This is a genomic window from Streptomyces sp. NRRL F-5123 (assembly GCF_000721495.1).
In the GTDB taxonomy this organism is placed as follows: Bacteria; Actinomycetota; Actinomycetes; order Streptomycetales; family Streptomycetaceae; genus Actinacidiphila.
In genome coordinates this window covers 56,373-80,613 of record NZ_JOHY01000037.1, presented here as the reverse complement: position 1 = coordinate 80,613, position 24,241 = coordinate 56,373, and the positions used below count along the sequence as shown (strand labels likewise).

At 72.5% G+C, this 24,241-nt stretch carries 20 protein-coding genes; 17 read left to right on the top strand and 3 right to left on the bottom strand.

Annotated elements, in window-relative coordinates:
- Positions 1 to 99 precede the first annotated feature (99 nt).
- The 5 genes from uvrB to IH54_RS0125655 all read left to right on the top strand — a co-directional run bounded on the left by uvrB (position 100) and on the right by IH54_RS0125655 (position 7,254).
- Positions 100 to 2,202 carry an excinuclease ABC subunit UvrB gene (gene uvrB, locus IH54_RS0125675; protein WP_031521047.1) on the top strand — a complete coding sequence of 701 codons (2,103 nt, stop codon included), beginning with the start codon at positions 100 to 102 and terminating at the stop codon, positions 2,200 to 2,202.
- Between the two features lie 120 nt (positions 2,203 to 2,322).
- On the top strand, positions 2,323 to 2,901 hold the full coding sequence (locus tag IH54_RS0125670) for a TerD family protein (RefSeq protein ID WP_031521044.1): 579 nt from the start codon (positions 2,323 to 2,325) through the stop codon (positions 2,899 to 2,901).
- A gap of 134 nt (positions 2,902 to 3,035) precedes the next feature.
- Positions 3,036 to 4,964: a TerD family protein gene (locus IH54_RS0125665; protein WP_031521042.1), complete on the top strand. Its 1,929-nt coding sequence runs from the start codon at positions 3,036 to 3,038 to the stop codon at positions 4,962 to 4,964.
- 140 nt (positions 4,965 to 5,104) lie between these two features.
- Positions 5,105 to 6,160, top strand: a complete 1,056-nt coding sequence (locus tag IH54_RS0125660; RefSeq protein WP_052397861.1) for a TerC family protein — start codon at positions 5,105 to 5,107, stop codon at positions 6,158 to 6,160.
- A gap of 74 nt (positions 6,161 to 6,234) precedes the next feature.
- The gene (locus IH54_RS0125655; RefSeq protein WP_031521037.1) at positions 6,235 to 7,254 is read left to right on the top strand and encodes a cytochrome c oxidase assembly protein; all 1,020 of its coding nucleotides are present in this window, start codon (positions 6,235 to 6,237) and stop codon (positions 7,252 to 7,254) included.
- Positions 7,255 to 7,367: 113 nt separating this feature from the next.
- Here IH54_RS0125655 and IH54_RS0125650 read toward each other — a convergent pair whose 3' ends face one another.
- Positions 7,368 to 8,024, bottom strand: a complete 657-nt coding sequence (locus tag IH54_RS0125650; protein WP_031521034.1) for an MBL fold metallo-hydrolase — start codon at positions 8,022 to 8,024, stop codon at positions 7,368 to 7,370.
- Between the two features lie 4 nt (positions 8,025 to 8,028).
- On the bottom strand, positions 8,029 to 8,763 hold the full coding sequence (locus IH54_RS0125645) for a maleylpyruvate isomerase family mycothiol-dependent enzyme (RefSeq protein WP_031521031.1): 735 nt from the start codon (positions 8,761 to 8,763) through the stop codon (positions 8,029 to 8,031).
- Positions 8,764 to 9,039: 276 nt separating this feature from the next.
- Here IH54_RS0125645 and uvrA point away from each other — a divergent pair, with 276 nt between their 5' ends.
- The 11 genes from uvrA to IH54_RS0125590 all read left to right on the top strand — a co-directional run bounded on the left by uvrA (position 9,040) and on the right by IH54_RS0125590 (position 21,918).
- Positions 9,040 to 11,982, top strand: coding sequence for an excinuclease ABC subunit UvrA (gene uvrA / locus IH54_RS0125640; protein ID WP_052397860.1), 2,943 nt, complete (start codon positions 9,040 to 9,042; stop codon positions 11,980 to 11,982).
- Positions 11,982 to 12,413, top strand: coding sequence for a Rieske (2Fe-2S) protein (locus IH54_RS0125635; protein ID WP_031521026.1), 432 nt, complete (start codon positions 11,982 to 11,984; stop codon positions 12,411 to 12,413). The genes uvrA and IH54_RS0125635 overlap by 1 nt, the downstream gene beginning before the upstream one ends.
- A gap of 96 nt (positions 12,414 to 12,509) precedes the next feature.
- On the top strand, positions 12,510 to 14,645 hold the full coding sequence (gene uvrC, locus IH54_RS0125630; RefSeq protein WP_031521024.1) for an excinuclease ABC subunit UvrC: 2,136 nt from the start codon (positions 12,510 to 12,512) through the stop codon (positions 14,643 to 14,645).
- A gap of 92 nt (positions 14,646 to 14,737) precedes the next feature.
- The gene (rapZ, locus tag IH54_RS0125625) at positions 14,738 to 15,640 is read left to right on the top strand and encodes an RNase adapter RapZ (protein WP_031521021.1); all 903 of its coding nucleotides are present in this window, start codon (positions 14,738 to 14,740) and stop codon (positions 15,638 to 15,640) included.
- A 2-nt stretch (positions 15,641 to 15,642) separates the two neighbouring features.
- Positions 15,643 to 16,662: a gluconeogenesis factor YvcK family protein gene (locus IH54_RS0125620; protein WP_031521019.1), complete on the top strand. Its 1,020-nt coding sequence runs from the start codon at positions 15,643 to 15,645 to the stop codon at positions 16,660 to 16,662.
- The gene (gene whiA, locus IH54_RS0125615; protein WP_031521017.1) at positions 16,653 to 17,630 is read left to right on the top strand and encodes a DNA-binding protein WhiA; all 978 of its coding nucleotides are present in this window, start codon (positions 16,653 to 16,655) and stop codon (positions 17,628 to 17,630) included. Before IH54_RS0125620 ends, whiA begins: the two co-directional genes overlap by 10 nt.
- A gap of 201 nt (positions 17,631 to 17,831) precedes the next feature.
- Positions 17,832 to 18,836, top strand: coding sequence for a type I glyceraldehyde-3-phosphate dehydrogenase (gene gap, locus IH54_RS0125610; RefSeq protein ID WP_031521014.1), 1,005 nt, complete (start codon positions 17,832 to 17,834; stop codon positions 18,834 to 18,836).
- Positions 18,837 to 19,028: 192 nt separating this feature from the next.
- A complete protein-coding gene (locus tag IH54_RS0125605; RefSeq protein ID WP_031521012.1) occupies positions 19,029 to 20,252 on the top strand; it encodes a phosphoglycerate kinase in 1,224 nt (407 codons plus the stop codon).
- Between the two features lie 17 nt (positions 20,253 to 20,269).
- Positions 20,270 to 21,052 carry a triose-phosphate isomerase gene (gene tpiA, locus IH54_RS0125600; RefSeq protein WP_031521009.1) on the top strand — a complete coding sequence of 261 codons (783 nt, stop codon included), beginning with the start codon at positions 20,270 to 20,272 and terminating at the stop codon, positions 21,050 to 21,052.
- Between the two features lie 99 nt (positions 21,053 to 21,151).
- A complete protein-coding gene (gene secG, locus IH54_RS0125595) occupies positions 21,152 to 21,385 on the top strand; it encodes a preprotein translocase subunit SecG (protein WP_031521006.1) in 234 nt (77 codons plus the stop codon).
- A 197-nt stretch (positions 21,386 to 21,582) separates the two neighbouring features.
- Positions 21,583 to 21,918: an RNA polymerase-binding protein RbpA gene (locus tag IH54_RS0125590; RefSeq protein ID WP_078862516.1), complete on the top strand. Its 336-nt coding sequence runs from the start codon at positions 21,583 to 21,585 to the stop codon at positions 21,916 to 21,918.
- A gap of 42 nt (positions 21,919 to 21,960) precedes the next feature.
- On the opposite strand, the gene IH54_RS0125585 is transcribed toward IH54_RS0125590, so the two are convergent.
- Positions 21,961 to 22,848, bottom strand: a complete 888-nt coding sequence (locus IH54_RS0125585; RefSeq protein ID WP_031521001.1) for a MurR/RpiR family transcriptional regulator — start codon at positions 22,846 to 22,848, stop codon at positions 21,961 to 21,963.
- Positions 22,849 to 23,015: 167 nt separating this feature from the next.
- On the opposite strand from IH54_RS0125585, the gene IH54_RS0125580 reads away from it, so the two are divergent.
- Positions 23,016 to 24,134: a BadF/BadG/BcrA/BcrD ATPase family protein gene (locus tag IH54_RS0125580; RefSeq protein ID WP_031520998.1), complete on the top strand. Its 1,119-nt coding sequence runs from the start codon at positions 23,016 to 23,018 to the stop codon at positions 24,132 to 24,134.
- Positions 24,135 to 24,241: the final 107 nt, after the last annotated feature.

Here is a 24,241-nt window from a genome sequence, read left to right as displayed (position 1 = left end):
CGAAAGCCTAGGCGCGGGGTATGACAGTCCGGGCCCGCGCGGGAGGGGGCCGGTCCGCGCACGCGGCCGATTGTCGGTGGGGGGTCGTACCGTGGACCCATGCGGCCCGTTTCAGACATCGAACGCAGTGTGGCGCCCTTCGAGGTCGTCAGCCCCTACCAGCCCAGCGGCGACCAGCCGACGGCCATCGACGACCTGGAACGCCGGATCCGGGCCGGCGAGCAGGACGTGGTGCTCCTCGGCGCGACGGGCACGGGCAAGTCCGCCACGACTGCCTGGATGATCGAGCGGCTCCAGCGCCCCACCCTGGTGATGGCGCCGAACAAGACCCTCGCGGCCCAGCTCGCGAACGAGTTCCGCGAGCTGCTGCCGAACAACGCGGTCGAGTATTTCGTCTCGTACTACGACTACTACCAGCCCGAGGCCTACGTCCCGCAGACGGACACCTACATCGAGAAGGACTCCTCGATCAACGAGGAGGTCGAAAGGCTCCGCCACTCCGCGACCAGCTCCCTGCTGACGCGGCGGGACGTCGTCGTGGTCGCCTCGGTGTCCTGCATCTACGGCCTCGGCACCCCGCAGGAGTACGTCGACCGCATGGTGCGGCTGCGCGTCGGGGACGTGGTGGACCGCGACCAGTTGCTGCGCCGCTTCGTCGACGTGCAGTACACGCGTAACGACCTGGCGTTCACCCGCGGCACCTTCCGGGTGCGCGGCGACACCGTCGAGATCTTCCCGGTCTACGAGCAGCTCGCGGTGCGGATCGAGATGTTCGGCGACGAGATCGAGGCGCTCTACACCCTGCACCCGCTCACCGGCGAGGTGATCACCGAGGACCAGGAGATCTACGTCTTCCCCGCCACCCACTACGTGGCCGGTCCCGAGCGCATGGAGCGCGCCATCGCCGGCATCGAGAAGGAGCTGGAGGGGCAGCTCGCGCAGATGGAGAAGCAGGGCAAGCTGCTGGAGGCGCAGCGGCTGCGGATGCGCACCACGTACGACATCGAGATGATGCGGCAGATCGGCACCTGCTCCGGCATCGAGAACTACTCGCGGCACATCGACGGCCGCGAGCAGGGCAGCGCCCCCGACACCCTCATCGACTACTTCCCGGAGGACTTCCTCCTGGTCATCGACGAGTCGCACGTCACCGTGCCGCAGATCGGCGCGATGTACGAGGGCGACGCGTCGCGCAAGCGCACCCTGGTCGACCACGGCTTCCGGCTGCCGTCCGCGCTGGACAACCGCCCGCTGAAGTGGGAGGAGTTCCTGGACCGGGTCGGCCAGACCGTCTACCTGTCGGCGACCCCGGGCACGTACGAGATGTCCCGCGCCAAGGAGGGTGTGGTCGAGCAGATCATCCGTCCGACCGGCCTGGTCGACCCCGAGGTCATCGTCAAGCCCACCGAGGGCCAGATCGACGACCTGGTCCACGAGATCCGGCTGCGCACCGAGCGGGACGAACGCGTGCTCGTCACCACGCTGACCAAGAAGATGTCCGAGGACCTCACGGACTACCTGCTGGAGCTGGGCATCCAGGTGCGCTACCTGCACAGCGACATCGACACGCTGCGCCGCGTCGAGCTGCTCCAGGAGCTGCGGGCCGGCGAGTACGACGTGCTGGTCGGCATCAACCTGCTGCGCGAGGGCCTGGACCTGCCCGAGGTGTCCCTGGTGGCGATCCTGGACGCCGACAAGGAGGGCTTCCTGCGCTCCGGCACCTCCCTGATCCAGACCATCGGCCGCGCGGCCCGCAACGTGTCCGGCCAGGTGCACATGTACGCCGACCGCATCACGCCGGGCATGGAGCGGGCGATCGACGAGACCAACCGCCGCCGCGCCAAGCAGATCGCGTACAACACCGAGCGCGGAGTGGACCCGCAGCCGCTGCGCAAGAAGATCGCCGGCATCCTCGACTCCTTCGCGCGGGAGGACGCCGACACCGAGGAGCTGCTGGGCTCCGGGAGGCAGCGCTCGCGCGGCAAGGCGCCGGTGCCGGGCCTGTCCGGCGGCAAGGGCGGCGAGAAGCACACCAAGGGCGCGCTGCCCGCCGAGGAGCTCGCGGACCTCATCTCCCAGCTGACCGACCAGATGCACACCGCCGCTGCCGAGCTGCAGTTCGAGGTCGCCGCCCGGATCCGGGACGAACTGGGCGATTTGAAAAAGGAGTTGCGGCAGATGCGGGATGCCGGAATGGCCTGAGTGGGGCGGGAATCGCCGCGCTGGGAGGGCTCGGACGAACCGGGATACGGTCGGGCGGCGTCTTGTTAGGGTGCGGGGCAACAACCGCACAGTCAGGTGACGGGTGAGAGGGGCAAGACCGTGACGGTCAACATGACCAAGGGCCAGAAGATCAGCCTGAGCAAGTCCGACGGGGGCTCGTTGACGGCGGTCAGGATGGGGCTGGGCTGGCAGGCGGCGCCGCGTCGCGGACTGTTCGGGAGCCGCACCCGGGAGATCGACCTCGATGCCTCCGCGGTGCTCTTCGCCGACAAGCAGCCGGTCGACGTGGTGTTCTTCCAGCACCTGATCAGTGACGACGGCTCGGTCCGGCACACCGGTGACAACCTGGTCGGCGGCGCGGGGCAGGGCGGCGACGACGAGTCGATCATCGTCGACCTCGCGCGTGTGCCGGTGCACGTCGACCAGATCGTCTTCACCGTCAACTCCTTCACCGGCCAGACCTTCGCCGAGGTGCAGAACGCGTTCTGCCGGCTGGTGGACGAGACCAACGGGCAGGAGCTGGCCCGCTACACGCTGACCGGCGGCGGCCCGTACACCGCGCAGATCATGGCGAAGGTGCAGCGCGGGCAGGGCGGCTGGACGATGACCGCGATCGGCACCCCGGCCAACGGGCGTACGTTCCAGGACCTCATCCCGGCCATCCTTCCCTCGCTCTGACGGCACGTCCGGGTCCCGCACGAGGCGGCCCGGGCCACCGCACCGGCCGGGGGCCGGTGGCGACGGAAGAGGTCCAGCGGCCTGCGGGCTGCGGGCCGGGCAGTTCACTACACAGGAAGACGGGGGCGGCGGTCATGACGGCCGAACTGGTCCGGGGGCAGAACCATCCGCTGCCCGACAACCGGCTGGAGATCCGGGTCACGGCAGGCACACCGGTGGTGGCCGCTGTCACGCTCGCGGACGAGGCCGGGCGTGTCATCGCCGACCGGCCCTGGCTCGCCCACCCCGGCGAGCCGCACCTGGAGGGCGTCGAGGTGCCGCGGCAGGCCGCCGCGGACCACCGCCTCGCGGTCGACCTCGGCGCAATGCCGCCGTCCGTGCAGGTGGTGCACGTCCTCATCGCACTGCCCGGCGCCGCCGCCCGCCCGGGCGCTCCCGCCGACTTCGGCGCCGCCCCCGCCCCGCGGCTCGCGGTCACCCGGCCGGACGGCACCGCCATCGCCGGCTTCAGCATCACCGGCCTCGGCCCGGAGACCGCGCTGCTGGCCGTCGAGCTGTACCGGCGGCAGGCGGCGTGGAAGGTCCGGGCCGTCGGCCAGGGCTACCAGGGCGGCCTGCCCGCGCTCTTCCTGGACCAGGGGGTGCCGGACGCGGCGGGTGTCGCGAACGTCATCCACAGCGCGGTGGACCGCGAGCAGGCCCGCTCCGTCACCCCGCCCCCCGCCGCCGGGCCGCGCGGCGGGGCGGGCCCGCGCGGCGGTACCTCCGGGGCGTCCGGCGCGCCAGGTTCCTCCGGGCCTTCCGGCTCCGCCGGCGGCAAGGTCGACTACAGCCACCCGCGGCGGCGCGCGCAGCAGCAACCGCCTGCCGCGCCGCCCCGGCCGGCCGCGGCCCCCGCCGCGGGGCCGGTGCCGCAGCCGCGGGCCGGCGGACAGGCGCCGCCGCCCCCGCCCGCCGGTGCGCCGCACGTGCCGGTGGCCGGGGACGCACCGGGGCGCTCGCTGGAGGAGCGGCTCTACAACCAGGTCTGGGGCATGTTCGAGGACCTGGCGCGGACGGTCGCCGCCTACCGCAGCGCCGCCGACTTCGCGCAGTCCCGACTGGAGCAGGAGCTGGACCGGCTGCTGGCCGACCCGCGCACCCGCGGCGGCCCGGCGGCCGAGGCGGCCCGCGAGGAGGCGCAGGCCCGGCAGGCCGCGCTGATCGACCAGGCCAGGGAGGTGCTGGACCGGGACCTGGCGCAGCTCGCGGCGGAGGTCGAGGTCGTCGATCCGGCGCTGCCGCCGGAGTTCGCCGGCTGGGAGAATCCGGCCTGGCACGCCTACCGGGTGCCGGAGCAGCTGCCGCTCGCGGTGCGGCTGGGCAGCCTGAGCCTGCCCGAGGTACCGGATCTGCGTATCCCGCTGCTGTCCCGGCTGCCGCTGGAGCGGGGGCTGTGGATCGACAGCGCGGAGAACCGCAGGGCGGCGATGGACACCGCGGTGTCGATCGCGGCCCGGCTCCTCGCGTCGCACCCGGTCGGCAGCTTCGCCGTGCACGCCCTGGACCCGGCCGGTTCCGGCGCCGCCGCCTTCGCCCCGCTGTACGCGGGCGGGGCGCTGGTGCTGCCGCCGCCCGCCGCGGGCATGGCGGGGGTGAGCGGGCTGCTGACCCGGCTGACCGAGCGGGTCGACCTGATCCAGATGGCCCGCAGGGGCGGGGTGGCCGACGAGTTGCCGCCCGGCTTCGACACCGCCGAGCAACTGCTGATCGTCAACGAGTTCCCGTACGGCTTCGACGACCGGTCGGTCAACCAGTTGCGCTACCTCGCCGACGAGGGCCCGTCGGCCGGGGTGCACCTGCTGGTGGTGGCCGACCGGGAGGACGCGGCCGCGTACGGTCCGGTGCTCGACCCGATGTGGCGGGCGCTGCTGCGGCTGACCCCGCTGCCCAGCGACCACCTGTGCGACCCGTGGGTGGGGCACGCCTGGACGTACGAGCCGGCGATGGTCCCGCCGGGCAGCCGGGTGCTCACGGACGTACTCGGAAGGGTTGCTGCCGCCCGCCCGGCATATGGCCCCTGACCTGGGCATTTGGCAATCTATTTACCATTCCTTGGGTAATCCTGTACGGTTCTTTGACGTGCCGTTCTTCGCGGTGGCCAGGGCGTCCCCGGACGCTGCGGATGCCGCGAAGCCCGGCAATCCATCCCGTCGGAGGACCTGTGGACGTCTCCCTCGCCCTCTGGGTGCTGACCATCGCCGGCCTGTGCGCGCTCATCGGCGCGGACTTCCTGATCGGCCGCAAACCCCATGACGTGAGCATCCGCGAGGCGGGCCTGTGGACCGCCGTGTGGGTGGTCCTCGCCGGACTCTTCGGCCTCGGCCTGCTGCTCCTCGGCGGTGGGCAGCCCGCCGGGGAGTTCTTCGCCGGATACGTCACCGAGAAGTCGCTCAGCGTCGACAACCTCTTCGTCTTCGTCCTGATCATGGGCAAGTTCGCTGTGCCCTCGCGCTACCAGCAGCGGGTGCTGCTGATCGGCGTGCTCATCGCGCTGGTGCTGCGCGCGGGCTTCATCGCCGCCGGCGCCACGCTCGTGGCGAGCTTCTCGTGGATCTTCTTCCTCTTCGGCGCCTTCCTGATCTGGACGGCGTGGAAGCTGATCGCCGAGGCCCGGGCCGGTGCCGGTGCCGGTGCCGGATCGGACGCGGGGGAGGAGGAGTACGAGGAGAACCGGCTGCTGAAGGCGGTCGAGAAGCGCGTTCCCGCAACCGACCGCTACCACGGCACCCGGCTCGTGGTCACCGAGGGCGGCAAGCGGCTGATCACCCCGATGCTCGTGGTGATGCTCGCGATCGGCACCACCGATGTGCTCTTCGCCCTGGACTCGATCCCGGCGATCTTCGGCCTCACCCAGGACGCCTACATCGTCTTCACCGCCAACGCCTTCGCGCTGATGGGCCTGCGGCAGCTGTACTTCCTGATCGGCGGGCTGCTCAAGAAGCTGGTGCACCTGTCCTACGGGCTGTCGGTGATCCTCGGCTTCATCGGCGTCAAGCTGCTGCTGCACGCACTGCACGAGCAGGGCGCGCACGTCCCGGAGATCTCGGTGCCGGTCTCGCTGGGCGTCATCGTCGGCGTCCTGGCCGTGACCACCGCCACCAGCCTGCTCGCCTCACGGCGCACCGCCCGCGAAGCCGCCGCAGCGCCGCAGGCCGGGCGGCAGGGGGAGGCCGGCGACACGCCCGCCGCCGCGTCCGACCGGCGGATAGACGCCTGAGGCCGCCCTGCGCACCGCCCACCGCCCGCCGGGGTCTACCGTGACCCCGTAGCGGACGGTGGAAAGGTGCGGATGTGGCGAATTCCCAGGCGCTCCCGGAGCTGACCGGCGCGCGGTATCTGGACGCCTGGCAGCTCGACGGCATCGCGCTGGCCGCCGTTCTGCTGCTCGGCGCCGGTTACGCCTACGGGGTGCGCCGCCGGCTGCGCGCGGGGGAGCGGTGGCCGCTGTGGCGGACCGCGGCCTTCTACGTCCTGGGGCTGGGCACCCTCGTCGTCGCGACGATGTCCTCGCTGGCCGTCTACGACCGGGTGCTCTTCTGGCCCGCGGCCGTGCAGAACATCCTGCTGGACCTCTTCGCCCCGCTGGGCCTCGCGCTCGGCGACCCGCTCGGCCTCGCCGACCCCCGCGGGCGGCTGCACCGCGCCTTCTCCTCCCGGCCGGTGCGCGTGCTCACCTACCCGCTGGTCAGCTCGCTGATGGTGCTCGCCTCCGAGCTGACGATCTACTTCACCCCCTACTTCGCCACCGCGCTGGGCAACCCGGCGGTCCGGCAGCTCATGCACCTGCAGCTGCTGCTCACCGGCTGCCTCTTCGTGCTGCCCATGCTGAGCCGCCAGGAACTGCTGCCCCGCTGGTGCTCGCACCCGGTACGGGCCGCGCTCGTCTTCCTCGACGGGCTCTTCGACTCGGTGCCCGGCATCGTCGTGATGACCAGCGGCAGCCTGATCGCCGGCCACTGGTACACCGCCCACCCGCGCACCTGGGGACCCAGCCTGCAGCACGACCAGATGCTCGGCGGCGGGCTGATGCTGACGCTGGCCGAACTCGTCGGGCTTCCCTTCATCCTGCTGGTCTTCCTGGAGTGGTGGCGCGCCGAACGCCTCAAGACCGCCGAGCTGGACGCCCGCCTCGACCGCGAAGCCCTCGCCGCGGCGCCCCCCGCCCCCGCCCCCGCCGCCACCGCAGCGCCGTCCGCCCCCGCGCACGCTGCTGAGGCACCCGCCGCGCCCCCGGCCGTACCCGAGATGACCAGGCCCTGGTGGGAGACCGACCAGGGCGAGGTCGGCGAGCGGATGCGCCGCCGCCGCTGACCGGCCCGTAACGGCCGGGCCGCCGTACGGTCCCCGGTCGCGCCGTCGTTCGACCAGTCACCCGGGCGGCCCGTCCACCTCACCCGGTCGGGTGGACGACTCCCAGCGGCGGTTCACCAGCCGCGCTCGCGCCACTCCGCCAGGTGCGGGCGCTCGGCGCCCAGCGTCGTGTCGTTGCCGTGGCCCGGGTAGACCCAGGCCTCGTCCGGCAGCGCGCCGAAGACCTTCTCCGTCACGTCGTCGAGCAGCGAGGTGAAGGCCACCGCGTCGCCGAAGGTGTTGCCCACGCCGCCGGGGAAGAGGCAGTCGCCGGTGAAGACGTGCGGGTGGCCGTGCGGGTCGTCGTAGATCAGCGCGATGCTGCCCGGGGTGTGGCCCACGATGTGGCGGGCGGTCAGCGTGATCCGGCCGACCGTCACCGTGTCGCCGTCGTCCACGAGCACATCGGTCGGGACCGGGATGCCGGCCGCGTCCTCGCGGCCCGCGTACGTACGCGCGCCCGTCGCGGCCACGACCTCGCGCAGCGCCTGCCAGTGGTCCTGGTGCCGGTGGGTGGTCACCACCGAGGCGAGCCCGTCGTCGCCGACCAGGTTCAGCAGCGTCGCGGGCTCCGCGGCCGCGTCGACCAGCAGCTGCTCGCCGGTCGCCCGGCAGCGCAGCAGATATGCGTTGTTCTCCATCGGACCGACCGCGACCTTGCTGATGATGAGGTCGGTCAGTTCGTGTGCGTCGGCGGGCCCGCCCACCGTCACCTGTCCGCTGTAGGCCATGGCGTCAGACTAGCGGTGGCAGCACCGGCAGGGCGTGTCCTGCGGGGCTCACGTCGAGCCCGTCGCCCGAGCCGCGCCCGCTGACCCACGCCAGCAGCCCCCGGGCCGGGCCCGCCACCGTCAGCTCGGGCTCCTCTGCCGCGCCCAGGTCCCACACGGTGCCGGAGTCCGTGTCGCGCAGCCGCACCGCCGCCACGCCCTCGTGCGCCGCGAGCCCGTCGACGGCCCAGGCCAGCGCGCGGTCGGCGAAGTCGGCGGGCAGGTCCTGCGTGCCGTGGCCGGCGTCCAGGTCGACGTGGTGCAGCCGCACCTCGATCAGCCGCCGCCAGGGGACCTCGGCTGCCGCGACGACCCGGCCCGAGCGCATCGCGACCTGCGCCGCCCACCCGGCCGGGGGCAGCCCGGCGGCCGCCGCGGTGAAGCGGTCCGCCGATTCGCGCAGGTCGGCGAGCTGCTCCTGGGGGCTCCTGGCGGCGCCCGCCTCGATGTCGCGGTCACGGGTGGCTGCGTCGGCGTACATCGGGGTCTCATCGCCCGTCCGGGCCCACGTCAGCAGGTTCGTCAGCGCGTCGGCGTTGCGGGCGACGTGGGAGAGGACGTGGCCGCGGGTCCAGCCGGGCAGCAGCGAGGGCTCCGCGAGGTCCGCCGCGGACAGCTCGGCGGCGGTGCCGAGCAGCTCGGCGGTGGCCTCGGACACCTCGGCCGCATCGCGCTCGGGGTCGGGTCGTTGGACGGTCACGGGCACTCCCGGGGACTCGGCGTTGTCAGTGGCGTCGGGCAGGCTTGAGGTCGTGGGGGATACGGCAACAGGGTTCCGTATGCCCCGGGGCGCGGGGTGCGACGCCCGCCACACGATCGGGTGAACCTGGCGGCACGATCCCGTAAATCGAATACGCGTGCTATATGGTCGGTGTGTCGCAACCTCCGCGACAGGAAGAAATGCCGTGGGCTCCCCGTTTAGGCTGACTGGGGGGTGACGACTCTCCCCCCGTTTCTAGGAAAGGTGCGCACAGGCGTGGCCGATCGACTCATCGTCCGTGGCGCTCGCGAGCACAACCTGAAGAACGTCTCGCTGGAGCTGCCCCGGGACTCGCTCATCGTGTTCACCGGGCTGTCCGGCTCCGGCAAGTCCTCGCTCGCCTTCGACACGATCTTCGCCGAGGGCCAGCGCCGCTACGTGGAGTCACTGTCCTCCTACGCCCGGCAGTTCCTCGGCCAGATGGACAAGCCGGACGTCGACTTCATCGAGGGCCTGTCGCCGGCCGTCTCGATCGACCAGAAGTCGACGTCCCGCAACCCGCGGTCCACCGTGGGCACCATCACCGAGGTCTACGACTACCTCCGGCTGCTCTTCGCCCGGATCGGCAAGCCGCACTGCCCCGAGTGCGGGCGCCCGATCTCCCGGCAGTCGCCGCAGGCGATCGTCGACAAGGTGCTGGAGCTGGAGGAGGGCAGCCGCTTCCAGGTGCTCTCCCCGTTGGCGCGCGAGCGCAAGGGCGAGTTCGTCGACCTCTTCGGCGATCTGCAGACCAAGGGCTACAGCCGGGCCCGGGTGGACGGCACGACGGTCCAGCTGACCGACCCGCCGAAGCTGAAGAAGCAGGAGAAGCACACCATCGAGGTGGTCGTCGACCGCCTCACGGTGAAGGACTCCGCCAAGCGCCGGCTCACCGACTCCGTCGAGACCGCCCTCGGCCTGTCCGGCGGCATGGTCATCCTGGACTTCGTCGACCTGCCGGAGGACGACCCGCAGCGCGAGCGGATGTTCTCCGAGCACCTGTACTGCCCGTACGACGACCTGTCCTTCGAGGAGCTGGAGCCGCGGTCCTTCTCCTTCAACTCGCCCTTCGGCGCCTGCCCCGACTGCACCGGCATCGGCTCCCGCATGGAGGTCGACCCCGAGCTCGTCGTCCCCGACGACCAGAAGTCGCTCCAGGAAGGCGCCATCGCCCCCTGGACCGGCGGCATGTCCAAGGGCTATTTCGAGCGCCTGGTCGACGGCCTGGCGTCCGAGCTGGGCTTCCGCACCGACATCCCGTTCGCCGGGCTGCCCGCGCGCGCCAAGAAGGCCCTGCTCCACGGCCACAAGTCCGAGATCCGCGTCGCGTACAAGAACCGGTACGGCCGCGAGCGCGCCTACAACGCGCACTTCGAGGGCGCCATCCCGTTCGTCAAGCGCCGCCACCAGGACTCCGAGAGCGACTCCAGCCGCGAGCGCTTCGAGGGCTACATGCGCGAGGTGCCCTGCCCGACCTGTGAGGGCAGCCGGCTCAAGCCGATCGTGCTGGCCGTCACCGTGCAGGACAAGTCCATCGCCGACGTCTCGTCCATGTCGATCAGCGACTGCGCGGATTTCCTCGGCGCGATGAAGCTCGACGCGCGCGACCGCAAGATCGCCGAGCGGGTGCTCAAGGAGGTCAACGAGCGGCTGCGCTTCCTGGTCGACGTCGGCCTGGACTACCTCTCGCTCAACCGCGCGGCCGGCACCCTGTCCGGCGGCGAGGCGCAGCGCATCCGGCTCGCCACCCAGATCGGCTCCGGCCTGGTCGGCGTGCTCTACGTGCTGGACGAGCCGTCCATCGGCCTGCACCAGCGCGACAACCACCGGCTGATCGAGACCCTGGTCCGGCTGCGGGACCTGGGCAACACGCTGATCGTCGTGGAGCACGACGAGGACACCATCAAGACCGCCGACTGGGTCGTCGACATCGGCCCCGGCGCCGGCGAGCACGGTGGCAAGGTCGTCCACTCCGGCTCCCTCAAGGAGCTGCTGGGCAACGACGAGTCGCTGACCGGGCAGTACCTGGCGGGCAAGCGGGTCATCCCCACGCCCGACGTGCGCCGCCCGATCGACCGCAAGCGGCAGCTGACGGTGCACGGTGCGCGCGAGCACAACCTCCAGGACATCGACGTGTCCTTCCCGCTCGGCGTCCTCACCGCCGTCACGGGCGTGTCGGGGTCCGGCAAGTCCACGCTGGTCAACGACATCCTCTACACCCACCTGGCGCGCGAGCTGAACGGCGCGCGCAGCGTCCCCGGCCGGCACACCCGGGTCGACGGCGACGACCAGGTGGACAAGGTCGTGCACGTCGACCAGTCGCCCATCGGCCGCACCCCGCGGTCCAACCCGGCGACGTACACCGGGGTGTTCGACCACGTCAGGCGGCTGTTCGCCGAGACGATGGAGGCGAAGGTGCGCGGCTATCTGCCGGGCCGCTTCTCCTTCAACGTCAAGGGCGGCCGCTGCGAGAACTGCGCGGGCGACGGCACCATCAAGATCGAGATGAACTTCCTGCCGGACGTGTACGTCCCCTGCGAGGTCTGCCACGGCGCGCGCTACAACCGGGAGACCCTGGAGGTGCACTACAAGGGCAAGTCCATCGCCGAGGTGCTGGACATGCCCATCGAGGAGGCGCTGGAGTTCTTCGAGGCGGTGCCCGCCATCGCCCGCCACCTGCGCACCCTCAACGACGTCGGCCTCGGCTACGTCCGGCTCGGCCAGTCCGCGCCCACGCTGTCCGGCGGCGAGGCGCAGCGCGTCAAGCTCGCGTCCGAGCTGCAGAAGCGCTCCACCGGCCGTACGGTCTACGTCCTGGACGAGCCGACCACCGGCCTGCACTTCGAGGACATCAGCAAGCTCATCAAGGTGCTCTCCGGCCTCGTCGACAAGGGCAACTCGGTGATCGTCATCGAGCACAACCTGGACGTCATCAAGACGGCCGACTGGGTCATCGACATGGGCCCCGAGGGCGGCAGCGGCGGCGGTCTGGTCATCGCCGAGGGCACCCCCGAGCAGGTCGCCGGCGTCCCGGCCAGCCACACCGGCAAGTTCCTGCGCGACGTGCTCGGTGCCGACCGGGTCAGTGACGCGGCGGTGCCCCAGCCCAGGAAGCGCGCCGCGGCCAAGACGGCGGCCAGGAAGACCACCGCGACGCGCAAGAAGGCGGCCAAGGCCTGATGAGCACCGAGCAACTGCCGCCCCGCCGCCGTACGGTCCTGCGCGGGGCGGCCCTCGCCGGGGCCGCCGGCGCGGCCGGTGCCGGGCTGGCCGCGTGCGGCGGCAGGACCGGCTCGGCGTCCGGGCCCACCGAGCCGGTGGCGCTCGGCCCGTCCGGCGACGTGCCGGTCGGCGGCGCCAAGCTCTACCGCGAGGACAAGGTGGTGGTCTCGCAGCCGCAGCAGGGCACCTTCAAGGCGTTCAGCGCGGTGTGCACCCACCAGGGCTGCGTGGTCGACCGGGTGGAGGGCACGACGGTGTCCTGCCCCTGCCACGGCAGCCAGTTCGACGCCGAGACCGGGGCCGTGGTCCAGGGACCGGCGACCAGGGCGCTGCCCGCCGTCCACCTGACGGTGGCGGGCGGCACGATCACCGCGGGACCCGCGAGCTGACCGGCGGTCCGGCGCGCTCCCGGAATCCGGATCGCACGGTTCCGGGAGCCCGAGCCTGACCCCGGTGGGCAGCATCCCGCCAGTAGGGTGGGAGTCATGGCAGACCCCAGCAGCTACCGACCGAAGCCGGGCCAGATCCCCGACTCTCCCGGGGTCTACAAATTCCGGGACGAGCACGGCCGGGTGATCTACGTCGGCAAGGCGAAGAGCCTGCGCCAGCGGCTGTCCTCGTACTTCCAGGACATCACCAACCTCCACCAGCGCACCGCCACCATGGTCACCACGGCGGCCTCGGTGGAGTGGACGGTCGTCGCCACCGAGGTGGAGGCGCTGCAGCTCGAATACTCCTGGATCAAGGAGTTCGACCCGCGCTTCAACGTCAAATACCGTGACGACAAGAGCTACCCGTCGCTCGCCGTCACGATGAACGAGGAATTCCCGCGCGTCCAGGTCATGCGCGGCCCCAAGCGCAAGGGCGTGCGCTACTTCGGCCCGTACGCCCACGCGTGGGCCATCCGCGAGACCGTCGACCTGCTGCTGCGGGTCTTCCCGGTCCGCACCTGCTCCGCCGGGGTGTTCAAGCGCTCCGCGCAGATCGGCCGGCCCTGCCTGCTCGGCTACATCGGCAAGTGCTCCGCGCCCTGCGTCGGCCGGATCAGCCCCGCCGACCACCGCGAACTGGCCGAGGAGTTCTGCGACTTCATGGCCGGCCACACCGGCACGTACACCCGTCGGCTGGAGCAGCGGATGAAGGACGCCGCCGCGGCCATGGAGTACGAGCAGGCGGCCCGGCTGCGGGACGACCTGGAGGCGCTGCGGCGCGCCATGGAGAAGAACGCGGTGGTGCTCGCCGACGCCACCGACGCCGACCTGATCGCCGTCGCCGAGGACGACCTCGAAGCCGCCGTGCAGATCTTCCACGTCCGCGGCGGCCGGGTGCGCGGCCAGCGCGGCTGGGTCACCGACAAGGTCGAGGCGGTCGACACCGCGGGCCTGGTCGAGCACGCCGTCCAGCAGCTCTACGGCGAGGAGAGCGGCGACGCCGGGCAGTCCGGCGGCAGCGGCGGCGTGCCCAAGGAGGTGCTGGTCCCGGCCCTGCCGAGCCCCGTGGAGCCGCTGGCCCAGTGGCTCGCGGACCGGCGGGGCTCGCACGTGAGCCTGCGGGTGCCGCAGCGCGGCGACAAGAAGGACCTGATGGCCACCGTGCAGCGCAACGCGCAGCAGGCGCTCGCGCTGCACAAGACCCGGCGCGCCTCGGACCTGACCACCCGCTCGCGCGCGCTGGAGGAGATCGCCGCCGCCCTGGACCTGGACACCGCGCCGCTGCGCATCGAGTGCTACGACATCAGCCACCTCCAGGGCGACGACGTGGTGGCCTCGATGGTGGTCTTCGAGGACGGGCTGGCCCGCAAGAGCGAGTACCGCCGCTTCCAGATCAAGTCCTTCGCCGGACAGGACGACGTCCGTTCCATGCACGAGGTGATCTCCCGCCGCTTCCGCCGCTACCTCCAGGAGCGGCAGAAGACCGGCGAGTGGGAGCCCGACCAGCCGCAGGACACGGACGGGGCGGCGGACGGCGAGCACGCGGGCACGGACGGCGAGCGCGCGGCCGCGGAGGGCCGCGCCGAGCAGGCCGCCGGGCCCATCGACCCGGACACCGGCCGACCGCGCAAGTTCGCGTACCCGCCGCAGCTCGTCGTCGTCGACGGCGGCAGGCCGCAGGTCGCCGCCGCCCGCCGGGCGCTGGACGAGCTGGGCATAGCCGACGTCTTCGTGTGCGGTCTGGCCAAGCGCCTGGAGGAGGTCTGGGTCCCGGACGACGAGGACCCGGTCATCCTGCCGCGCAGCAGCGAGGGCCTCTACCTGCTCCAGCGGGTCCGCGACGAAGCCCACCGCTTCGCCATCACCTACCAGCGCAGCAAGCGCACCAAGACGCTCAAGGCCGGCGCCCTCGACCAGGTGCCGGGCCTCGGCGAGACCCGCAAGCAGGCGCTGCTGAAGCACTTCGGTTCGCTCAAGCGGCTGCGCGCGGCGACGGTGGAGGAGATCTGCCAGGTCCCGGGGATCGGCCGCCGTACGGCGGAGACGGTCGCCGCGGCCCTGGCGTCCGCGGCCCCGGCCGCACCGGCGGTGAACACCGCGACCGGAGAGATCATCGAAGACGACGGCCGCCCGGCCGACGGCACCGAGCCGGTGCCGTCCGGGCGCGACCCACGGGGGAAGAGCACATGAGCGAGCAGGACGCAGAGCAGGACGCAGAGCAGGACGCAGAGCAGGAAACCCGACAAGAGACCCAGCAGGACACCGAGAAGGAAACCGAGCGTATGACCAGCGCCGCACCGGGCGAGGCCGGCCAGCCGGCCCAGGCGATCCCGGAACTGGTGATCATCTCCGGGATGTCCGGAGCCGGCCGCAGCACCGCGGCCAAGTGCCTGGAGGACCTCGGCTGGTTCGTGGTGGACAACCTGCCGCCCGCCCTCATCCCGACGATGGTCGACCTCGGCGCCCGCTCGCAGGGCAACGTGGCGCGGATCGCCGTGGTCGTGGACGTCCGCGGCCGGCAGTTCTTCGACAACCTCCGGGAGTCGCTGGCCGACCTGGAGACCAAGCACGTCAAGCGCCGGGTGATCTTCCTGGAGGCGTCCGACGAGGCCCTCGTCCGGCGCTTCGAGTCGGTGCGCCGCCCGCACCCGCTGCAGGGCCAGGGCCGCATCGTGGACGGCATCAACGCCGAGCGCGACCTGCTGCGCGAGCTGCGCGGCGACGCCGACCTGGTGGTCGACACCTCCAGCCTCAACGTGCACGAACTGCGCGCGAAGCTCGACGCGCAGTTCGCCGGTGAGGAGGAGCAGGAACTCCGGGCCACCGTGATGTCGTTCGGATTCAAGTACGGCCTGCCCGTCGACGCCGACCTGGTGGTGGACTGCCGCTTCCTGCCCAACCCGCACTGGGTGCCGGAGCTGCGGCCCTTCACGGGGCTCAACGACGAGGTGGCGACGTATGTGTTCAACCAGCCGGGCGCCAAGGAGTTCCTCGACCGCTACGCCGAGCTGCTGCACATCATCGCCGCCGGCTACCGGCGTGAGGGCAAGCGGTACGTGACGATCGCGGTGGGCTGCACGGGCGGCAAGCACCGCAGTGTGGCGATGTCGGAACGGCTGGCCCAGCGGCTGGCGGCGGACGGAGTGGAGACGGTGACGGTGCATCGGGACATGGGGCGCGAGTGATCATGGCGGGGCGGCGGTACGGCCGCCGCACCGGTCGGAACGCAGCCGGCCGCGGGCGCGGCGTGCCGCCCAAGGTCGTCGCCCTCGGCGGCGGCCACGGGCTGGCCGCCTCGCTCGCCGCGCTGCGCCGGATCACCGGCGATCTGACGGCCGTCGTCACGGTCGCCGACGACGGCGGGTCCAGCGGGCGGCTGCGCAGCGAGATGGGCGTCCTGCCGCCCGGCGACCTGCGCAAGGCGCTGGCCGCGCTGTGCGGCGACGACGAGTGGGGGAGGACCTGGTCGCAGGTCGTCCAGCACCGCTTCGTCAGCGGCGGCGACCTGCACGGCCACGCGGTGGGCAACCTGCTCATCGTCGCCCTGTGGGAGCAGCTCGACGACGAGGTCGCCGCGCTGGAGTGGGTGGGCCGGCTGCTCGGCGCGCACGGCCGGGTGCTGCCGATGTCCGCCGTCCCGCTCGACCTGCACGCGACCGTACGCGGCCACGACCCGGCCGCGCCCGACGCGATCAGCACCGTCCGCGGGCAGGCCACGGTGGCCCTCACGCCCGGCGAGGTGCAGGAGGTCATGGTGGTGCCGCCCGACCCGCCGGCCGTACCGGAGGCCGTGCAGGCGGTACTCGACGCCGACTGGGTGGTGCTCGGCCCCGGCTCCTGGTTCTCCTCGGTCATCCCGCACCTGCTCGTGCCGGAACTGGCCGACGCGCTGATGACGACCAGGGCGCGCCGGGTGCTCACGCTCAACCTCGCGCCGCAACCCGGCGAGACCGACGGATTTTCTCCGCAGCGTCACTTGGAGGTTTTGGGGCGACACGCCCCTAAACTCACCATCGACGTGGTTCTCGCCGACGAGGCCGCCGTGCCCGACCGTGACAGCCTCGACGAGGCCGCGCTGCGGTTGGGCGGCACGGTCGAGCTGGCCCCGGTCGCCGCCCCCGACGGGCCGCGGCACGACCCGGAGTTGTTGGCCGCCGCGTATGACCGGATTTTTCGTATGCGTGGAAGGATCGGCCCATGGCGATGACGGCAGCGGTGAAGGACGAGATCTCCCGGCTTCCCGTCACCCGGACCTGCTGCCGCAAGGCGGAGGTGTCGTCGATCCTGCGCTTCGCCGGGGGGCTCCACCTGGTGAGCGGCCGGATCGTGATCGAGGCCGAACTGGACACCGGGATCGCGGCGCGGCGGCTGCGCAAGGACATCCTGGAGATCTTCGGCCACTCCTCCGACCTGGTCGTGATGGCCCCCGGAGGGCTGCGCCGCGGCAGCCGGTACGTGGTCCGGGTGGTCGCCGGCGGTGACCAGCTCGCCCGGCAGACGGGCCTGGTCGACGGCCGCGGGCGGCCCATCCGCGGCCTGCCCCCGCAGGTCGTCTCCGGTGCCACCTGCGACGCGGAGGCCGCGTGGCGCGGGGCCTTCCTGGCGCACGGCTCGCTCACCGAGCCGGGCCGCTCGTCCTCGCTGGAGGTCACCTGCCCCGGCCCCGAGGCCGCGCTCGCCCTGGTCGGCGCCGCCCGCCGGCTGCAGATCCCGGCGAAGGCCCGCGAGGTGCGCAACGTCGACCGCGTCGTCGTACGCGACGGGGACGCGATCGGCGCGCTGCTGACCCGGCTCGGCGCGCACGACTCCGTCCTCGCCTGGGAGGAGCGCCGGATGCGGCGCGAAGTGCGGGCCACCGCGAACCGGCTGGCCAACTTCGACGACGCGAATCTGCGGCGGTCCGCCCGCGCGGCGGTCGCCGCGGGGGCGCGGGTCGCGCGGGCCCTGGAGATCCTCGGCGAGGAGGTGCCCGAGCACCTCGCGGCCGCCGGCCGGCTCCGGATGGACCACAAGCAGGCCTCCCTGGAGGAGCTGGGCTCCCTCGCGGAGCCGCCCCTGACCAAGGACGCGGTGGCCGGCCGCATCCGCCGCCTCCTCGCCATGGCGGACAAGCGGGCGTCCGACCTCGGCCTCCCCGGCACCGAGGCGAGCCTCACCGACGAGATGGTCGTCTGAGGCGCTGTCTCGCGGAGGGCGGTGAGCGTACGAAAGCCGCGGGCCCACCCGGGGTGTACCCCCGCGGCAGCGGAAAACGCTCGGCCCGGGATGGGCAATGTCACTCGGGCGACACGGGCGAGGTAGGGTCGGACGTGGTCGGGGACATCCCATATTTCGCAGCCGGAACGGATTCCGGCGACTGAGCGAGGAGATCGGTTCGTGACGATCCGGGTAGGCATCAACGGCTTTGGCCGCATCGGTCGTAACTTCTTCCGCGCCGCCCTGGAGCAGGGCGCGGACATCGAGATCGTGGCTGTCAACGACCTGGGTGACACCGCGACCACGGCACACCTGCTGAAGTACGACACCATCCTGGGCCGCCTCAAGGCCGAGGTGACCCACACCGCCGACACCATCACGGTGGACGGCAAGACCATCAAGGTGCTCGCCGAGCGCGACCCCGCCGCCCTGAACTGGGGCGAGCTGGGCGTCGACGTCGTCGTCGAGTCGACCGGCATCTTCACCAAGGCCGCCGACGCCGGCAAGCACCTGGCCGGCGGCGCCAAGAAGGTCATCATCTCGGCGCCCGCCTCCGACGAGGACATCACCATCGTGATGGGCGTCAACCAGGACCAGTACGACCCCGCCAACCACAACATCATCTCCAACGCGTCCTGCACGACGAACTGTGTGGCGCCGATGGCGAAGGTGCTGCTGGAGAACTTCGGCATCGTCAAGGGCCTGATGACGACGGTCCACGCGTACACCAACGACCAGCGGATCCTGGACTTCCCGCACAAGGACCTGCGGCGCGCCCGTGCGGCGGCGGAGAACATCATCCCGACCACCACGGGCGCCGCGAAGGCCACCGCGCTGGTCATCCCGCAGCTCAAGGGCAAGCTGGACGGCATCGCCATGCGCGTGCCCGTCCCGACCGGCTCGGTCACCGACCTGGTCGTCGACCTGGAGCGCGAGGTCACCAAGGACGAGGTCAACGCCGCCTTCCAGAAGGCCGCCGAGGGCCAGCTCAAGGGCATCCTGGAGTACACCGAGGACGCGATCGTGTCCTCGGACATCGTCAACTGGCCGGCCTCCTGCACCTTCGACTCCTCGCTGACCATGGCGCAGGGCAAGACGGTCAAGGTCATCGGCTGGTACGACAACGAGTGGGGCTACTCCAACCGCCTGGTGGACCTGACGGTCTTCGTCGGCGGCCAGCTCTGACCTGCCCGACGGCAGCAGCAGACGGCACAGCCGACACGGCACCGCGGATGTGAGGGACAGGGTCCGGCCGGGCGCGACGGAGCGCCCGCGCCGGGCCCTGTCGCCGTGCCGGTGCCCCCCGCAAGCAGACAGGGCAGACCCAGGCAGACCCGGCCGAGCGGCCGGGCCGGCAGACCGGAGTGACCGCAGAAGATGAAGACGATCGACGACCTCATCGGCGAGGGGCAGGTGGCGGGCAAGCGGGTCTTCGTCCGCGCCGACCTGAACGTGCCGCTCGCGGGCGAGACCATCACCGACGACGGCCGGATCCGCGCCGCCGTACCGACCATCACCAAGCTCGCCGCGGCCGGCGCACGGGTGATCGTCGCCTCCCACCTGGGCCGTCCCAAGGGCGCGCCCGACCCGCAGTTCTCGCTCGCGCCGGTGGCGAAGCGGCTCGGCGAGCTGCTGGGCAAGGACGGCATCAGCACCGCGTTCGCGGCCGACACCGTCGGCGACAGCGCGACCGCCACCGTGGCGGACCTGGCCGACGGGCAGGTCGCGCTGCTGGAGAACCTGCGCTTCAACGCCGGCGAGACCAGCAAGGACGACGCCGAGCGCGGCGCCTTCGCCGACCGGCTCGCGGCGCTCGCCGACATCTACGTCGGCGACGGCTTCGGTGCCGTGCACCGCAAGCACGCCTCGGTCTACGACCTGCCGGCCCGGCTGCCGCACGCCGCCGGCGGGCTGATCGCCACCGAGGTAGGCGTGCTCAAGAAGCTCACCGAGGACGTCGCGCGGCCGTACGCGGTCGTGCTGGGCGGCTCGAAGGTCTCCGACAAGCTCGGGGTCATCGACCACCTGCTGGAGAAGGCCGACCGCATCCTGGTCGGCGGCGGCATGGTCTTCACCTTCCTCAAGGCCCAGGGCCACGAGGTCGGCAGCAGCCTGCTGCAGGAGGACCAGATCCCCGCGGTGCAGGACTACCTGGAGCGCGCCAAGGCCAAGGGCGTGGAGTTCGTGCTGCCCGTCGACGTCGTCGGCAGCCCCGAATTCCCCGACCTCAAGGCCAAGACGCCGACCTCGCCGGTCACCGTGCCGGTCGACGGCATCCCGGCCGACCTGATCGGCCTGGACATCGGCCCGGAGTCGCGCAAGCTCTTCGCGGCCAAGCTCGCGGACACCGCCACCGTCTTCTGGAACGGCCCGATGGGCGTCTTCGAGCACCCGGACTACGCCGACGGCACCCGCGCGGTGGCCCAGGCCCTCATCGACTCCCCGGCCTTCACGGTCGTCGGCGGCGGCGACTCCGCCGCGGCCGTCCGCATCCTGGGCTTCGACGAGACGGCTTTCGGCCACATTTCCACCGGCGGCGGCGCGAGCCTGGAATACCTGGAAGGCAAGACCCTGCCCGGCCTTGCCGCGCTTGAGGACTGAGGGACAGAGGAACACCCATGACCGAGCAGAGCCGCACCCCGCTCATGGCGGGCAACTGGAAGATGAACCTCAACCACCTCGAGGCCATCGCGCACCTCCAGAAACTCGCCTTCGGGCTCACCGACAAGGACCTCGACGCCGTCGAGGTCGCCGTACTGGTCCCCTTCACCGACCTGCGCTCCGTGCAGACGCTGGCCGAGGGCGACAAGCTGCGTATCAAGTACGGCGCGCAGGACCTGTCGGCGCACGACTCCGGCGCCTACACCGGCGAGGTCTCCGGGCCGATGCTGTCCAAGCTCAAGTGCACGTACGTGGTCATCGGCCACTCCGAGCGGCGGCAGTACCACGGCGAGGCCGAGGAGATCGTCAACGCCAAGGTCAAGGCCGCCTACCGCAACGGCCTCACGCCGATCCTGTGCGTCGGCGAGGGCCTGGACGTCCGCAAGGCCGGGCAGCAGGTGCCGCACACCCTGGCGCAGCTGGACGGCGCGCTCAAGGACATCACCGCCGAGCAGGCCGCGTCGATCGTGGTCGCCTACGAGCCGGTCTGGGCGATCGGCACGGGCGAGGTCGCGACCCCCGAGGACGCCCAGGAGGTCTGCGGCGCGATCCGGGCGCGGCTGGCCGAGCTGTACGACCAGCCGACCGCAGACGCGATCCGTATCCAGTACGGCGGCTCGGTCAAGTCCGGCAACGTCGCCGCGATCATGGCGCAGCCGGACGTCGACGGGGCGCTCGTCGGCGGTGCCGCGCTGGACTCGGACGAGTTCGTGAAGATCGTCCGCTTCCGCGACCAGTGAGGTCCGCGGCACTGTGAAGTACCCTGGCGGGGCCGAACCGGGAATCCACACGGGTCGGCCCCGTGTCGTTGTCCTGTAGTCGAGAGAGTTGGTCCAGCCGTGGAAATCGGGTTCTCCATCGCCCTCATCATCCTCAGCCTGCTGCTTCTGCTGCTGGTGCTGATGCACAAGGGGAAGGGCGGCGGCCTGTCGGACATGTTCGGCGGCGGCATGCAGTCCTCCGTCGGTGGTTCGTCCGTGGCCGAGCGCAACCTCGACCGGATCACCGTCGTCATCGGCCTGCTGTGGTTCGCGTGCATCGTCGTCCTCGGCCTGGTCATGAAGTACAAGTAGGACCGGCCCGCTTTCGACGGCACCGCGCCCCCCGCGGCGACTCCCGCCCGTCCACAGGGAACTGACGCCTCGTCGCCCCTGCGGCTTACTATGAGGGAACGCCTTCGGGGGGCGGTCGTGTGCCTGCCACTGGACGGCACGTAAGGTCCCCGTAAACTGGCGAACCTCGCAGCACCATCACGCAGGGAGTTACGACCGTGGCAAGTGGCAACGCGATCCGTGGCAGTCGGGTCGGAGCGGGGCCGATGGGAGAGGCCGAGCGCGGCGAGTCCGCGCCGCGTCTCCGCATCTCCTTCTGGTGCTCCAACGGGCACGAGACCCAGCCGAGCTTCGCCAGCGACGCGCAGATCCCCGACACCTGGGACTGCCCCCGGTGCGGCTTCCCCGCCGGGCAGGACGAGGAGAATCCCCCGGCCCCGCCGCGTACGGAGCCGTACAAGACACATCTCGCCTACGTGCGCGAGCGCCGCTCCGCCGCGGACGGCGAGGCGATCCTCGCCGAGGCGCTGGCCAAGCTGCGCGGCGAGATCTGACACCGCCGCCGGGACCGGCCTCACGGCCGGTGCCGAGCGCCGTCAGCGGCGGCGCGGGCGGCCGGCGGCGTGCGCGTCGGCGATGTGGGCGGTCAGCGCGATGGACGCCGTCGCGCGCTCGTAGGTGAGCTGCGCGACGCGCGCGTACAGGCAGTCCACGATGAGCAGCACCGAGTGCCGGGTGCCGAAGTTGCCGCGCCGGAAGCTGGTTTCGCCGGAGAAGGACGTCAGCGCGACGTCCGCCGCCTGCGCCAGCGGCGAGCGCGGGTCGCCCGTCACCGCGACGGTGAAGGCGCCGCGGTCCGCGGCCAGCCGCAGCGGCTCCAGCACCTCGCGGGTGGTCCCCGAGTGCGACACGGCGAGCGCGGTGTCGGCGGGCGTCAGCAGCGCCGCGGAGGTCTCCGCGGAGTGCACCTCCGTCCAGGCGTGCGCCGGGCAGCCGATACCGAAGAGCCGGGCCTGTGCCTCGCGCGCGACGATCCCGGAGCCCCCCACGCCGTAGACGTCGATCCTGCGGGCCCTGGAGAGGGCCTGGGCGGCCTTTTCGACCCCCTCCCGGTCCAGGTGGTCGGCGGTGTGCCGCATGGCCCGCAGATCCGCCTGTGCGACCACGGCTATCACATGCTCCAGGTCGTCCTCCGGGCCGATCCGCGGGCCCAGCGCGGCCTGCCGGGCGTTCTCCCGTGCCTCCGGCGCCGCCTGACTGCGGCCCTGCTCCTGCGCCAGCTCGATCAGCAGCTGCTGGTACGACTCCAGGCCCAAAGCCCGGCAGAAGCGGGTCACGGTGGCCTGCGAGGTCCCGGTACGGCGCCCCAGCTCGGCCGCCGACCCCCGGCCGGCCGCGGCGGGGTCGGCCAGCACCGCCTCGCCGACCTTGCGCAGCGAGTCGGACATCCGGGGGAGCTCGGAGCGGATCAGTGCGGTGATCATGGCTGCGCCTTTCTCGGTCCTCTCGGCCGCCCCGGTCGCGGTGCGGTACGCCTGCGGCGGGCTTCCGGACCGCCGCGGGCGCGCGCCGCGCCCCGTGCCCCGCGGCCCCGGCGCGTCCGCGGCGCGGGGCTTGTGCGCGGTGAATCCGTCAACCACCATGCGTGGCGATGAACGAAATCTACAACCGGCGGCTCGTCGTCGGGATCGACGCGGGCGGTACCCGCATCCGGGCCGCGCTCGCGGCGGCCGAGCCGGGCGGCGCGCTCCTCGGCACCGGCTCGGGCGGACCCGGCAACGCGCTCAGCGTCGGCCGGGCCCAGCTCACCGCACACCTGGCCGCGGCCCTGGCGCAGGCCGTGCCGCCCGCGGCGCGCGCCCGCGTCGGCGCGGTCCACGGCGGTTTCGCGGGCGCCGCCCCCGGGCTCGGCCCCGAACGCGGCCACGGCCTGGTGCTCGCGTGCCTCGGCGACGCCTTCGCGGCGCTCGGCATGGCACCGGACGCGGTGGAGGTCGGCGGCGACACCGAGGTCGCGCTCGCGGCCGCGCCGGGTGCCCCGCGCGACGGCCTGGTGCTCATCGCGGGCACGGGCGCGGTCGCCGCCCGCGTCACCGCCGGGCAGCGCGCGCTGGTCGCCGACGGCCACGGCTGGCTGCTCGGCGACGAGGGCAGCGGCTTCTGGCTCGGCGCCCAGGCCGTCCGCGCCACGCTGGCCGCCCTGGACGGCCGCGGCCCGGCCACCTCGCTGGTCCCGGCGGTACTGGCGCACTACGGGGTACCCGCGGCCTCCGGCCCGGGAGTACGGCCGGAGGCCGCGGCCGGGTCGCCGCCCGCCGCGGCCTCCGGGGAAAGCGCACTGGGTGCGGGGATCGCGTACGGCGGTCCGGGCCGCCCGGCAGCCGGGGCGCGGGACCTCACCGGGCCCGTGGGGGGAGCCCCCGGCGGGCCGTTCGCGCAGGCGGTCGCGGAGGGTGTCGTCGTGCGGGCCTACGAGGCGGCGCCGGTCGAGCTGGCGCTGCTCAGCCCGCTGGTGGTGGCCGCGGCGGGGGAGGGGGACGCGGTCGCCGCGGGGCTGCTGGCGCGGGCGGCGGAGCTGCTGGCCGCGGGCGTACGGGCGCTGGGGCCGCGGGCGGGTGAGCCGCTGGTGCTCAGCGGCGGGCTGCTCGGGCCCGGTGGACCGCTGGTGGGGCGGGTGAGCGAGCTGCTGGCCGGCACCGGGGTGCGGGTCTTCCCGGTGTCCGACGGGGTGGGCGGCGCGGTCGCGCTGGCCCGCCTGCTGCGGTCTTGACGGCCGTGGCTGGTTGGCTGTTCCATCATGGAGGTGCACCTTCGGTTCGCTGAGCCGAAGATCGCGCGGTCGAGGGCAGCGCAGCCGCACACGGCGCGGCCCTGGCC

Coding starts and splice junctions, on each gene's coding strand:
- uvrB (WP_031521047.1), top strand. CDS start 100: ATGCGGCCCGTTTCAGACATCGAACGCAGTGTGGCGCCCTTCGAGGTC.
- IH54_RS0125665 (WP_031521042.1), top strand. CDS start 3,036: ATGACGGCCGAACTGGTCCGGGGGCAGAACCATCCGCTGCCCGACAAC.
- IH54_RS0125650 (WP_031521034.1), bottom strand. CDS start 8,024: ATGGCCTACAGCGGACAGGTGACGGTGGGCGGGCCCGCCGACGCACAC.
- IH54_RS0125635 (WP_031521026.1), top strand. CDS start 11,982: ATGAGCACCGAGCAACTGCCGCCCCGCCGCCGTACGGTCCTGCGCGGG.
- uvrC (WP_031521024.1), top strand. CDS start 12,510: ATGGCAGACCCCAGCAGCTACCGACCGAAGCCGGGCCAGATCCCCGAC.
- rapZ (WP_031521021.1), top strand. CDS start 14,738: ATGACCAGCGCCGCACCGGGCGAGGCCGGCCAGCCGGCCCAGGCGATC.
- IH54_RS0125620 (WP_031521019.1), top strand. CDS start 15,643: ATGGCGGGGCGGCGGTACGGCCGCCGCACCGGTCGGAACGCAGCCGGC.
- whiA (WP_031521017.1), top strand. CDS start 16,653: ATGGCGATGACGGCAGCGGTGAAGGACGAGATCTCCCGGCTTCCCGTC.
- IH54_RS0125605 (WP_031521012.1), top strand. CDS start 19,029: ATGAAGACGATCGACGACCTCATCGGCGAGGGGCAGGTGGCGGGCAAG.
- tpiA (WP_031521009.1), top strand. CDS start 20,270: ATGACCGAGCAGAGCCGCACCCCGCTCATGGCGGGCAACTGGAAGATG.
- IH54_RS0125585 (WP_031521001.1), bottom strand. CDS start 22,848: ATGATCACCGCACTGATCCGCTCCGAGCTCCCCCGGATGTCCGACTCG.
- IH54_RS0125580 (WP_031520998.1), top strand. CDS start 23,016: ATGAACGAAATCTACAACCGGCGGCTCGTCGTCGGGATCGACGCGGGC.